The sequence below is a fragment of the Gordonia alkanivorans NBRC 16433 genome (assembly GCF_000225505.1).
Taxonomy (GTDB): domain Bacteria; phylum Actinomycetota; class Actinomycetes; order Mycobacteriales; family Mycobacteriaceae; genus Gordonia; species Gordonia alkanivorans.
The window spans coordinates 102,747-116,569 of the sequence record NZ_BACI01000056.1 but is presented as its reverse complement, the minus strand read 5'-3'; the positions used below and the strand labels follow the sequence as shown (position 1 = coordinate 116,569).

Genomic DNA, 13,823 nt, shown 5'->3' with positions numbered 1-13,823 from the left:
GGCGGGGCGTCGTCGTGTTCCCGGGACGAACTGCCACCGGCCCCTCTTGGTATCAACTGTCACACAAATCCCACGAGTCACAGCGTGGCGTTCGGACACCGGGGCCGGATTCCGTGTAAGAAACTCCTGAGGCGTTTGGTAATGATGATGCAGTTGTGACTGACGGGGAATCGGTCAGGACGTGCGGACGCCGTTGTACTGGGTCGAAGGAGTTCTGGAGAGTGATGCGGCGAAACAGTGGTACACGACCGTTCGGTGCCCGAGTGGCCTGGCGAACGGTGATGGCCGCCGTGGTGGCGATGATGGCCGTGATGACACTTGTCGTGGGTCAGGGCCTTGCGGGCGCCGAACCCGCGCCGGCACCTGCCCCGGCCTCGCCGGCTGCCCCGGCACCGGCGTCCCCGGCACCGGCATCTCCGGCTGCGCCCCCGTCATCGGCGGCGCCGGCAGCCGCACCGGCCCCGGTTCCGCCGGGCAAGGTGACCAACACGTACTGGTACACCGATCGCCGGGTCGCCCTCTGGGTGTACTCGCCGTCGATGAACACCAACATCCAGGTGCAGATCCTCCTGGCGCGCGACTGGCACGCCAAGCCCAAGGAGAAGTTCCCGCAGCTGACGATGCTCGACGGCCTGCGTGCGCAGGACGATCAGAGCGGTTGGGTTCTCAACACCAAGATCGTCGACTTCTACAAGGACAAGAACGTCAACGTCATCCTGCCGATCGGTGGCGAGTCGAGCTTCTACACCGACTGGAAGGAACCCGACCGCGGCAAGAACTACAAGTGGGAGACGTTCCTCATGCGGGAACTGCCGCCCATCCTCGAGAACGACTGGCGTTCGACGGACGTCCGTGGCATCGAGGGTCTGTCGATGGGTGGTTCGGCCGCGATGATGCTGGCCGCGCGCAACCCCGGCTTCTACAAGTTCGCTGCGTCGTTCTCCGGCATCCTGCAGTTCAGCTCCTTCGGTATGCCGCAGGCCATCCAGTTCGCCGTCCGTGACGGCGGCGGCTACGACTCGATGAAGATGTTCGGCCCGCCCTCCGACCCGGCCTGGAAGGAACACGATCCGTACGTCCTGGCCGACAAGCTGCAGGGCACGAGTCTCTACATCTCCTCCGGCAACGGCATGGTCGGCGCGCACGACAAGCCGTCCGACATCCCGCTGCTCGCGACGAACTACTCCGGCGTGGGTCTGGAGATGCTCAGCCGCGTCACGTCCCAGCAGTTCGCGGTTCAGTTGAACCGCAAGGGGATTCCGGGACAGGCGGTCTACCGTCCGTCCGGCACGCACACCTGGCCGTACTGGGAGTTCGAGATGATGCAGGCGTGGCCGCAGGCCGCGGCCGCACTCGGTCTCTCGCGCGACGCGGTGGCCTGCCGTGTCGACGGCGCCTTCCGCAAGCTCTGGGACGCCAACAAGGGCGATCTGGGCGGTTGCCTGACCCCGTCGTACGGCGTCCCCGGTGGCAAGGCCCAGGACTTCGCCAACGGCCGCATCTTCACCGGCCCGAAGGGCCCGAAGATCGTGACCGGTGCCATCGGCGGTGCCTACGTGGCCGCCGGCGGTCCGGGCGGGCGTCTCGGCAAGCCGCTGAGCAACGAGGAGCCGACCCGCGACGGCAAGGGCCGGGTCAACTACTTCGAACACGGCCGCATCACCTGGACGGCCAAGGACGGCACCAAGGTTCTGAAGTGACTGCCCAACCTCGACCGCACGTGTGCGGGCGCTGAGACTTCGCTGAGGAATCGAGGCGTTCGTGCAGGTCGCGCCGGTGGGCGGGATCGTCGAGGTGCGTGGGGACGGTAGCCTGACGGAGCGTGCGGTGCAGTGTCCGGCTGTGCCGCGTCCGGCGGGATAGAGGTTCGACAGGAAGTGGCGATGACAACGAAGTGTGCTCGGCTGGTGTTGCCCTTGGCGGGGCTCGCACTCGCGCTCGGTTCGGTCTCGGCGTGCTCCGACGACTCGACGGCCAGTGCACCGATCACCAACAACCCGGTCACCACCACGTCGCTGTACTCGGCCGCGGGATCGTCCACACCCGCGTCGGGTTCGGCGTCGGCCGAGCCGACCACCGAGGTCTCGGCCGCGCCGTCGGGCAATACCTCGAAACTGCCCGAGACCGAGCCGAACCCGAGCACCAGGGTCCCGGACAACTTCCCGGGCCCCAGCGGCGCTCCGCTCGACGCCAAGGCCAAGGCCTACCTCGCGGCGCTGAAGGCGGACAACGTCACCTTCATGGGCGACAGCGACAACTCCGTCTCGCTCACCATGGCGAAGTACGTGTGCGGCGCCAAGCAGAAGGGCACCGACCCGGGCATGGTGAAGGCCTTCGTCACCGCGTCGGTCGGACCGGGCACCAAGACCGTCGAAGAGGCGAACACCAAGGCCGACAAGGTGATCCGCGCGGCAGAACGGCACTACTGCTGACGTGATGGCCAGACGTGCCGCGGGCCGCGCTCGGAAGAGCCCCGCCCGGCGGCTGGGGAAGTTCTCCCTGTTCCTCCTCGCGCTCGCGATCATCGCGATCGTCCTCATCGTGCTGCTCATCCTGGTGTGGCTGAGGCCCGGGCCGACCCCGCCGATCGGGCCCGGGGTGCCGTCGACGCCGTCGAAGGAGCGGCCTGAGGCGCAACCCGCGGATTGTCCCGACGTGCTCACCGTGGTGATCCCCGGCACCTGGGAGTCGAGTGCGACCGACGATCCGTATACGCCCACGGCCAACCCGAACTCGTTGATGTTGCGTGTCTCGAGCGCACTGGGCAAGCAGTTCGACTCGTCGCGGACCGAGATCTACACGGTGCCCTACACCGCTCAGTTCCGGAATCCGACGAACCTCGCCGACCGGCAGGCCGACTACAACGTCTCGCGCACGCAGGGGTACAAACGCGCGGCCGGAAAGATCATCAACACCAACAAGCGCTGCCCGCTCACCGGCTACGTGCTCATGGGCTTCAGCCAGGGGGCGGTGATCGCGGGCGATCTCGCCAGCAACATCGGCAACGGCCGGGGCGTGCTCGCCGACGGTGACCAGGATCTCGTTCTCGGGGTCGGGCTCATCGCCGACGGACGACGCCAGCCCGGCAAGCAGAACGACGTGGACCCCAGCCCCGACGGCGTCGGTGCCGAGATCGCGCTGGGCGGCATGGGCAAGATCGTCCCCGGCATCACCATGACCGGCCCGCGCAACGGTGGATTCGGTGACCTCGAGGACCGCGTGCAGTCCATCTGTGCGCCAGGCGATCTCATCTGCGATTCGCCGACGGTCGTCAATCCGCTCGCCGCCGTGTCGAAGTTGGCCAATGCGGCGAGCAACCCGATCCACGCGATGTACGGCACGCCGCGGTACTGGGAGAAAGACGGGCAGACCGCGACGCAGTGGATGTACTCGTGGGCCGAGCGCCTCATCGACGAGGCCCCGCGTCCGAAGCACAGCTGACCCGTCGGCGTCCCGCGGTCGGTCAACTTGCGGTAACCCTGTCGCCAACACCACCGATTCGTTTTGCGGGGCCGTCACGCTGCATTAACGTGTTGGGCTGGCCCGGGGTTCACCCGGGCGAACGAACACACGGGATGCCGCACGGCGTCCCCGACGGCCGGACACGAGGAGAGGACAGCGATGACGCAACCCCCCAATGATGCGGGTGGCAGCTCCTCCGGTCTGCGCAAGTTCCGCTTCGGCGCGGGTGGTGAGGGCAACAAGGACGAGGGTGGTGCCCGCAAGTTCGTCAAGCTGGCCCAGACCGCCGAGGAATACGGCTACGACACCTTCGCGGTGCCCGATCACCTGGGCAACCAGGTCGGTCCGCTGGCCGCGCTCGGTGCGCTGACCCAGGCCACCAGCACGATCCGCCTCGCGACGTCGGTGCTGGCCAACGGCTGGCGCCACCCGGCTCTCCTGGCCAAGGAGGCCACCACGATCGACGTGCTGAGCAAGGGGCGACTCGAGCTCGGCATCGGCGCAGGCTGGATGAAGGAAGAGTTCGACAAGGCGGGGATCGAGTTCGAGTCCCCGGGCGTCCGTATCCGCCGTCTCGACGAGGCGCTGACCATCCTCGACGGACTCATGCGCGGCGAGACCGTCGACTTCGACGGAGAGTTCTACAAGATCAACGGCCTCGAGGGCAGCCCGCGACCCCGCCAGGGACCGCGACCGCCGATCGCGGTCGGCGGTGGCGGACCGAAGATGCTGGCGCTCGCCGCCAAGCACGCCGACATCATCTCCGTCGCCCCGGGCACCACGCCCGACGGCAAGATGAAGCTGTCGGACATGACCATCGAGAAGACGGCCGAACGTGTCGACCGCATCCGCCAGGCCGCGGGTGACCGGTTCGACGACATCGAGCTGAACTGGACCATCGCCGTCATCGTGATCACCGACGATCGCGTGGCAACCGCCGAGATGGCGCTGAAGGCCCTCGAGCAGGGCTACCCGCCGAACATCGCGCACGACACCGAGTTCACCGTCGACGACGTGTTGTCCTCGCCGTACATCGCGATCGGCAGTTTCGAGGAGATCGCGGATCAGATCCGCGAGGTCCGTCGCCGGACGACCATGTCCTACGTCGGGGTCTTCCCGACCCAGATGGACGCCTTTGCGCCCGTTCTGGCCCAGTTGAAGGGGGAGTAGGATGACCGTCTGTCTCGCGTGTGAACGACGAGGTGGTGGGTGTTGACCCGAGGGTGTACGTCGATGAACCGACGTACGCTCTTTCGAAGCTGAACTTGACGATCACAAGTTTTTCGTTGTGTAACTGGACGTGCGCTACCGTATCCCGCGGTCGGCACAGGACGTGGATGGCAGAAGCGCCGGGTGTTGTCGCCGAAGGACGTCACCGGGAACTGCACTCGCGTGGGGGAGTCCACGAGGGGGCCACAGGAGTAATGAATGCTGAAGACTGAACTCGAAGACTTTCTCGATGAGACGGGAAACATCTCCTTCACCGAGGAAGCGACGCTTGTCGACTACGTCGAACAGAACGTGCGTGAGCAGGCCGACACGCTGGCTTACCGGTTCATCGACTACAGCCGCGAGCGCGACGGCGAAGCCCAGGACCTGACCTGGGCGCAGTTCGGCAAGCGCCTGCGCGCTGTCGCCGCACGCCTGCAGCAGGTGACCAAGCCCGGTGATCGTGTTGCGATTCTCGCGCCGCAGTCGCTCGAGTACGTGATCGGTTTCTTCTCCGCGCTGTACGCCAGCAACGTCGCGGTGCCGCTGTTCTCGCCCGACGAGCCCGGCCACACCGATCGACTGCACGCCGTCCTCGACGACTGCAAGCCGACGGCGATCCTCACCTCCACCAAGTCCGCCGAGGCGGTCCGCGACTTCTTCGCGCCGCTGCCGGCCAAGGAGCGCCCGCGCGTCATCGCCGTCGACGCGGTGCCCGACTCGGTGGGTTCGAGCTGGGTCGCCCCGATCGCGGGCAAGGACCACAACAAGGACACCGTCGCTTACCTGCAGTACACGTCCGGTTCGACCCGCGTCCCCGCGGGCGTGGAGATCACCTACCAGGCGGTCGCCGCGAACGTCCTGCAGATCTCCGACACCATCCAGATCGACCGCAACGCCCGCGGCGTCACCTGGCTGCCGATGTTCCACGACATGGGCCTGCTGACGGTGATCCTTCCGGCGCTCGGCGGCCGGTACATCACGATCATGAGTCCGCAGGCGTTCGTCCGCCGGCCCGGCCGCTGGATCAAGGAACTCGCCGCGGCCGCCGACGGCGCGGAAACCTACGCCGCGGCCCCGAACTTCGCCTTCGAGCACGCCGCCGCACGCGGTCTGCCGAAGGAGGGCGAGGAACTCGACCTGTCGAACGTCATCGGCCTGATCAACGGCTCGGAGCCGGTCACGGTCAGCTCGATGAAGAAGTTCAACGAGGCCTTCGCGCCCTACGGCCTGCCGAAAACCGCCATCAAGCCCTGCTACGGCATGGCCGAGGCCACCCTCTTCGTCTCCGCGACCCAGCGTGAGAACGAGGCCAAGGTCATCTACGTCGACCGCGACGACCTGAACGCGGGCAAGCTGACCGTTGTGGAGGAGGGCACGCCGAACTCGGTCGCGCAGGTGTCCTGCGGCCAGGTCGCGGTGAGCCAGTGGGCGGTCATCGTCGACCCGGAGACGGCATCCGAGCGTCCCGACGGCCACGTCGGCGAGATCTGGCTGCACGGCCTCAACATCGGCGCCGGCTACTGGAACAAGCCGGCCGAGACCGAGGAGACCTTCCACAACAAGCTCGTCACCCCGCTGTCGGAGGGCAGCCACTCCGAGGGCGCCCCGGCCGACGGCCTGTGGATGCGGACCGGCGACTACGGCGTCTGGCTCGACGGTGAGCTCTACATCACCGGTCGCGTCAAGGACCTGGTGATCGTCGACGGACGCAACCACTACCCGCAGGACCTCGAGTACAGCGCCCAGGAGGCCAGCACCGCGCTGCGTCCGGGCTTCGTCGCGGCCTTCTCGGTGCCGGCGAACCAGCTGCCCGCCGTGGTCTTCGAGTTCGCCGGCAGCGGTCTGACCCCCGATCCCGACGACGCTTCCGAGCAGCTGGTCATCGTGGCCGAGCGCGGCCCGGGCCGCAAGGCCGACCCGCAGGAGGTCGCCGACACCGTGCGTGCCGCCGTCGCGCAGCGCCACGGCGTCATGGCCCGCGACGTCCTGCTGGTTCCCGCCGGTTCGATCCCGCGCACCTCGTCGGGCAAGATCGCGCGCCGGGCGACTCGTACCGCCTACATCGACGGCAGCCTGCGCGGCGGCTACAAGCAGACGGCGTTCCCGGACGCGGCGGAATAGCGCGTCCACAACAGTCACCCGGCACCCGGTTTCGGGTGCCGACGAGAGCAGTAGTCTGGAAGCGATGTCTGAACTGAATACCGACGAGTCACGCGGCACCGATCTGCCCGACGACTCGTCCCTCGAGACCCCCGGTTCGGTAGACGGAGCAACCGCCGACGCGACCAACGCGACGTCGAACGGTGAGGCCACACCAGGCGAGACCGCCGGTGACCTCACCGTCGACGAGCTGCGGGACTGGCTGCGCGAATGGGTGTCGCAGGCGACGGCCGTGCCGGTCGCCCAGATCGACGTCGACCGCCCGATGGAAGAACTCGGACTCTCCTCGCGCGACGCGGTGGCGCTCGCCGCCGACGTCGAGGACAAGACCGGGGTCATCCTGACCGCGACCGTGGTCTACAACCACCCGACGATCTCGTCCCTGGCACAGCGCATCATCGACGGCGACCCCGACGAAGGTCTCGACGACACCGCCGACACCTTCTGGCGGCGTGAGCGCAGCACGGACGACGACATCGCGATCGTCGGCCTGTCGACCCGCTTCCCCAAGTCCGGCACCACCCCGGAGTCGACGTGGGAGGCGCTCGTCGGCGGCGTCGACGGCATCTCCGATCTGCCCGAGGGCCGATGGACCGAGTTCACCTCCGATCCGCGGTTCGCCGAGATCCTGGAGTCCTCGAACATCAAGGGCGGCTACCTCGACGACGTGCGCTCGTTCGACGCCGACTTCTTCCAGATGAGCCCGCGCGAGGTCGAGATGGTCGACCCGCAGCAGCGGCTCGCCCTGGAACTCACCTGGGAAGCGCTCGAGCACGCCCACATCCCGCCGAGCGACCTCAAGGGCGCACCGGTCGGTGTGTTCATCGGTACGTCGACCAACGACTACCAGCTGCTCGCCACCCTCGGACTCGGCGAGGGCGCCGAGGACACCGCGGCCTACGCGCTGACCGGTACCTCGACGGCCATCGTCGCCAACCGCGTCTCCTACTTCTACGACTTCCGCGGACCGTCGATCGCCATCGACACCGCGTGTTCGTCGTCGCTGGTGGCGATTCACCAGGCGGTTCGCAGCCTGCGCACCGGCGAATCCGACGTCGCCCTCGCCGGCGGCGTCAACATGCTGATCACGCCCGCCGCGACCCTCGGTTTCGACCGCATCGGCGCGCAGGCCAAGGACGGCCACATCAAGGCCTTCTCCGCCGACGCCGACGGCATGATCCGCGCCGAGGGCGGCGGTCTCGTGGTGCTGAAGCGCATGGCCGACGCCCGCCGCGACGGCGACGAGGTCCTCGCGGTCATCGCCGGCTCGGCCGTCAACTCCGACGGACGTTCGAACGGCCTGCCGGCCCCGAACCCCGAGGCCCAGGTCGAGGTGCTGCGTTCGGCGTACACCGACGCGGCGATCGACCCGCGCACCGTCGACTACGTCGAGGCCCACGGCACCGGCACCATCCTCGGCGACCCGATCGAGGCCGACGCCCTCGGCCGCGTCGTCGGTCGCGGCCGCACCGCCGACAAGCCGATGCTGCTCGGTTCGGTGAAGACCAACTATGGACACATGGAGTCCGCTGCCGGTGCGGGTGCGATCGCCAAGGTCGTCCTCGCGCTGAAGAACGGGATCATCCCGGCGTCGCGCAACTACAGCGGTCCCAACCCGTACATCCAGTTCGACGCGACCAACCTCAAGGTGATCCCGGAGGCCACCGAGTGGCCCCGCTACTCGGGTCACGCCGTCGCCGGTATCTCCGGCTTCGGCTTCGGCGGCACCAACGCGCACGTCGTGGTCCGCGAGGTCCTGCCGAGCGACCTGAAGCCGGAGACGGTTCCGGTCGATGCCTCGGCAGCAGAGCTCCCGGCCACGGAATCCCTTCCGGGCGAGCCGGATCTCGACGATGACGAGGACGAGTACCTGACCGAGGCCGAGCGGGCCGTTCTGGCCGCGCAGGCCGCGAATGTCGAGCCGGCGCTCGCCGAGACCGCGGCCGACCCGGCCGAGGGTTTCGCGCCGTGTGCCGTCGAGGGTTCGGTCGTCCCGCTGGTGATCTCCGGCTTCCTGCCGTCGCGCCGCCGCAAGACCGCCGCCGACCTGCTCGAGTGGCTCGAGTCCGACGAGGGCCGGGCCACCCCGCTCGCCGACATCGGCCGCGCGCTCGCGCACCGCAACCACGGCCGTTCACGTGCCGTCGTGATGGCCCGCACCCATGACGACGCCATCACCGGTGTCCGGGCGATCGCCGACGGCAAGGGCAATCCCCTGGTGTACTCCTCGGATTCGCCGGATGCGGCGTCGGCCGTGTGGCTGCTGTCGGGCTTCGGTTCGCAGCACCGCAAGATGGCCAAGCAGCTCTACACCGAGAACCCGATATTCGCGAAGTACGTCGACCGCGTGGACGCGCACATCCAGAACGAGCTGGGTTACTCGATCGCCGACATGTTCCTCGACGACGAGCAGACCTACGGCATCGAGACCAGCCAGGTCGGCATCTACACCATCCAGGTCGCGCTCGCCGACACGCTGCGCCACCACGGTGCGGAACCCGGTGTGCTGGTGCCGCATTCGATGGGCGAGGCGTCGGCCTCCTACATCAGCGGCGGCCTGTCGCTGGAGGGCGCGACCCGCGTCATCTGCCAGCGTTCGCGGCTGATGGGCGAAGGCGAGTCGATGCTGCAGGGCGACGACATCCGTCTGATGGCGCTGGTCGAGTACAGCGCCGAGGACATCAACGACGTCCTCGTCGACTACCCCGACCTCGAGATCTGTGTCTACGCGGCACCGACCCACACCGTCATCGGCGGTCCGGAGTCGCAGGTCGACGCGATCGTCGAGCGGGCCGAGGCCGAGGGCAAACTCGGCCGCAAGCTGGCGACCAAGGGGGCGAGTCACACCTCGCAGATGGACCCGATCCTCGGCGAACTCGCCTACGAGCTCACCGGCATCGAGCCGCGGCGGCTCACCACTGGGTTCTACAGCTCGGTCGACCGCGAGGTGTTCTACCGCGCGGGCCACGAGCCGGTCCACACCATCGACTACTTCCTGAAGGGTCTGCGCCACAGTGTGTGGTTCAGCCAGGCCATCTCGAAGTCCGTGGAGAACGGTCACCGCACCTTCCTGGAGCTTTCGCCCAACCCGGCGGTCCTGATCTCCGTTGCGGCCGTCACCTTCTCGGCCGGCCTGCACGACGCCGAGCTCATCGAGACGCTGCGTCGCAAGGAAGACGAGAGCTTCGGTCTGGTCAACGCGCTGATGAAGCTGTACGTGCACGGCCACCCGGTCGACGTCGCGTCGCTGTTCGGCGCGGGTGGCTATGCGGCCGTTCCGCGAACCCGCTTCGAGCGCAAGGAGTTCTGGCTCAAGGCGAAGCTGTCCTCGGGCGGCTCGGCCGGTTCGGTCCCCGGATCGCATGTCGCGCTGCCCGACGGCCGTCACGCCTGGGAGGTCAATGCCGCAGCCGTCACCGACCCGCGCGCTTTGGTGCACGCCGCCGCCGCTCAGGTGCTGAAGAACGCCTCGGTGGGTGCGGCGGTGTCGCACGGTGAGGTCCCGACGACCGGCACCATCACCACCACGTTGAGCCCGCATCCGGGTGGCGCGTCGGTGAGCCTGCACGTCAAGGCGGACAAGAGTTTCCGCCTGTTCTTCGAGGCCGCTGTGACCGGCGACCTCGACGAGACCGCCGCGACGGCGTCCGCGCCCGCTGCGGCTCCCGAGTCCGGTGCCGCGGCGTTCGCCGACGACAAGGTCGTCGTCGAGGACGAGATCGTCGACGACATCGGCAACAAGTGGAATCCGGAATCCGGTGAGACCGTGGGCGATCGCCTCGCGATCATCGTCGGCGAGTCGATGGGTTACGACCCCGAGGACCTGCCGCGCGAGATCCCGCTCATCGAGCTGGGCCTGGATTCGCTGATGGCCGTGCGGATCAAGAACCGCGTCGAGTACGAGTTCGACATCCCGCAGCTACAGCTGCAGGCGATGCGCCAGGCGAACCTGGCCGACGTTCAGAAGTTCGTCGAGTTCGCGGTCACCCACCGCGACCAGCTCGACGATCTCGCCGAGAACGCCGCCAGCGGAGGCGAACTCGACACGGCAGCGCTCAACGCCTACATCGACGAGCAGAACGCCCAGGGCGCGACCCCGGGCGTGCCGGCCGTCGAGGAGTCCCCGGAGCCCAAGCAAGAGGTGGCCCGGGATGTCGTGGACGTGGAGGACGCCGTCGCGACCTCCCCGGGCACCGATCCGGAACCGGTCGCGGCCGCCAAGCCGGCCACCGACATCACCTCGCAGAAGGCGGTCGCCGAGGCCGCGGGTTCGGATGTCCCGCCGCGTGATGCGGCCGAGCGCCTGACCTTCGGCACCTACGCGGTCGTGACCAAGAAGTCCGCGGGCGGCATCTTCAACAAGCTGCCGGTCCTGTCGGAGGAGACGGCCCAGCAGCTCACCGACCGCCTCAACGAGCGCACCGGTGGCGACATCGACGTCGAGGACATCCTCGACTCGGAGACCATCGAGGAGATGTCGAACTACGTTCGCGAGCACCTCGATGCCGGGGCGTCGACCGACGGATTCCTGCGCTACCTGCGTCTGGTTCCCGAGGGCAAGAAGGTCTACGACCCCGCTGCGGGCGACCCGACCCCGATCCTGCTGTTCCACCCGGCCGGCGGCAACACCTCGGCCTACGAGGCGCTGCTCAAGCGGCTGCCCGACGACCAGCCGGTCATCGGTTTCGACCGCGGCGTCGAGGGAACGATCGAAGACCGTGTCCGCGAGTACATCCCGCGTCTGCGCGAACTGCAGCCGAACGGGCCGTACGTGCTGGTGGGCTGGTCGTTCGGCGGTGCCCTCGCCTACGGCGTCGCCCAGGTTCTCCGCGAAGCCGGCGAGGAGGTCGCCTTCGTCGGCCTGATCGACGTCGTGCGTCCTCGCGAGGACATGACCGAGACCCCCGAGACCAAGCGCGCCCGCCTGGAACGGTGGAAGGACTTCGCGATCCGCAACTACGACCTCGACCCCGAGGTGCCGATCCCGATGGAGAGGCTCGTCGAGGCCGACGACGAGGGTCAGTTCGCGATCATCATGGAAATGATGTCGATGTCGGGCACCAAGATCCCGGGCGGCATCATCGAACACCAGCGGACCTCGTTCATCGAGAACCGCGTGCTCAGCAACATCGCGCCGGAACCGTACGACGGCAAGGTCGTGCTGTACCGCGCGGACAAGATGCATGCCGGGGCGATCGAGCTCGAACCGCAGTGGGCCGAGATCGACGAGGACGGCCGGTGGGGCGAGGTCGTCGACGACCTGGAGATCATCCACATCGGTGGCGACCACCTGTCGATCGTCGACGAGCCCTACATCGCCAAGATCGGCGCCGATCTGGCCATGCGTCTCGGACGGCTTGGTAAGAAGTAGCCTCACGAGACATCGTGGTCGCGTAGAAAGTGAAGGACCGTGACTGACACCACCGCAGGCAAGCTCGCCGACCTCCGGCAAAAGCTGGAGGCCGCTCGCGAACCCGGAGGGGAGAAGGCAGTCGCCAAGCGTGCGGCGAAGGGGATCTGCTCCCCTCGCGAACGCCTGGCCATGCTGTTCGACCCCGGGACGTTCGTCGAGATCGGCGCGCTCGCCAAGATGCCGGGCGCCGCGGAGAGCGGGTACGGCGACGGTGTGGTCACCGGCCACGGCCTCGTCCACGGACGCCCCGTCGCCGCGTTCTCGCACGACCAGACCGTCTTCGGCGGCACCGTCGGCGAGATGTTCGGCCGCAAGGTCGCATCGCTGATGGAGTGGGCGGGCAAGATCGGCTGCCCGATGGTCGGCATCAACGACTCGGCGGGCGCCCGCATCCAGGACGCCGTCACCTCGCTGGCCTGGTACGCAGAAATGGGCCGACGCAACGATCTGCTCTCCGGTCTCGCACCGCAGATCTCGGTCATCCTCGGCAAGTGTGCGGGCGGTGCCGTCTACACGCCGGCCAACACCGACATCCTCGTCGCCGTCGAGGACAAGTCGTACATGTTCGTCACCGGCCCGGACGTGCTCAAGCAGGTCAACGGCGAGGAGATCTCCGCCGAGGATCTGGGCAGCGCCCACAACCAGGCGCGCTGGGGCAACATCCACCACATCGCGCCCGACGAGAAGGCCGCGTTCGACTGGGTCCGCGAGTACCTGCAGTACATGCCGTCGAGCGCGTACGAGGAACCGCCGGTGATCAACCCGGGACTCGAACCCGAGATCACCGAGTCGGATCTGTCGCTCAACGACTTCATGCCGGACAACGACAACGCCGGCTACGACATGAAGGACATCATCATCCGGCTGTTCGACGACGGTGCCTTCCACGAGGTGGGAGAACTGTTCGCGCCCAACATCATCACGGGTTACGCACGTGTGGACGGCCGGTCGGTGGGCGTCGTCGCGAACCAGCCGAGCGTCATGTCCGGTGTGCTGGACACAGATTCGTCGGAGAAGGCGACGCGTTTCGTCCGGATCTGCAACGCCTACAACATCCCGCTGGTGTTCCTCGTGGACACGCCGGGCATCCTCCCCGGCCTCGCCGAGGAGCAGAAGGGCACCATCCGCCGGTCGGGTCGCTTCCTCTACGCCTACGTGGAGGCCGACGTCCCCAAGGTCACCGTGGTGCTGCGCAAGGCCTACGGCGGCGCCTATGCGGTGATGGGCTCCAAGCACCTCGGTGCCGACGTCAACTTCGCCTGGCCAACAGCCAAGATCGCCGTCATGGGTGCCGAATCGGCCGCCGCCGTGCTGACTCGTCGTCAGACCGAAGGGCTCTCGGCTGCCGAGGCCGACAAGGTTCGTCGTGACTTCATCGACTTCTACAACACGATGATGGCCACGCCCTACCTCGCGGCCGAACGCGGCTACGTCGACGCGGTCATCGAGCCCGCCGAGACCCGCCTGCAGCTCCGAAAAGCGTTGGCGCAGTTGCGCGACAAGCAGGTCCTCAAGACCCCGCGCAAGCACTTCCTGATGCCGATCTAGCGCACCCCCACCCCTTTTCCGTAAACCC

General features: G+C 67.7%; 7 protein-coding genes. All 7 read left to right on the top strand.

All coding sequences use genetic code 11. The features are described from left to right. The first annotated feature begins 224 nt into the window (after positions 1–224). Positions 225–1,700, top strand: a complete 1,476-nt coding sequence (locus GOALK_RS10565) for an alpha/beta hydrolase-fold protein (RefSeq protein WP_081474333.1) — start codon at positions 225–227, stop codon at positions 1,698–1,700. Positions 1,701–1,883: 183 nt separating this feature from the next. Further along, a complete protein-coding gene (locus GOALK_RS10560; RefSeq protein WP_035754250.1) occupies positions 1,884–2,432 on the top strand; it encodes a DUF732 domain-containing protein in 549 nt (182 codons plus the stop codon). A 1-nt stretch (position 2,433) separates the two neighbouring features. After that, entirely contained in the window at positions 2,434–3,441 is a 1,008-nt protein-coding gene (locus tag GOALK_RS10555) for a cutinase family protein (protein WP_006358801.1), read from the top strand. A 180-nt stretch (positions 3,442–3,621) separates the two neighbouring features. Beyond that, on the top strand, positions 3,622–4,632 hold the full coding sequence (locus tag GOALK_RS10550) for an LLM class F420-dependent oxidoreductase (protein WP_006358800.1): 1,011 nt from the start codon (positions 3,622–3,624) through the stop codon (positions 4,630–4,632). 258 nt (positions 4,633–4,890) lie between these two features. Beyond that, positions 4,891–6,795, top strand: coding sequence for a long-chain-fatty-acid--AMP ligase FadD32 (fadD32, locus tag GOALK_RS10545; protein ID WP_006358799.1), 1,905 nt, complete (start codon positions 4,891–4,893; stop codon positions 6,793–6,795). A 64-nt stretch (positions 6,796–6,859) separates the two neighbouring features. After that, positions 6,860–12,205, top strand: a complete 5,346-nt coding sequence (gene pks13, locus GOALK_RS10540; RefSeq protein ID WP_006358798.1) for a polyketide synthase Pks13 — start codon at positions 6,860–6,862, stop codon at positions 12,203–12,205. Between the two features lie 39 nt (positions 12,206–12,244). Beyond that, positions 12,245–13,795: an acyl-CoA carboxylase subunit beta gene (locus tag GOALK_RS10535; RefSeq protein WP_006358797.1), complete on the top strand. Its 1,551-nt coding sequence runs from the start codon at positions 12,245–12,247 to the stop codon at positions 13,793–13,795. Positions 13,796–13,823: the final 28 nt, after the last annotated feature.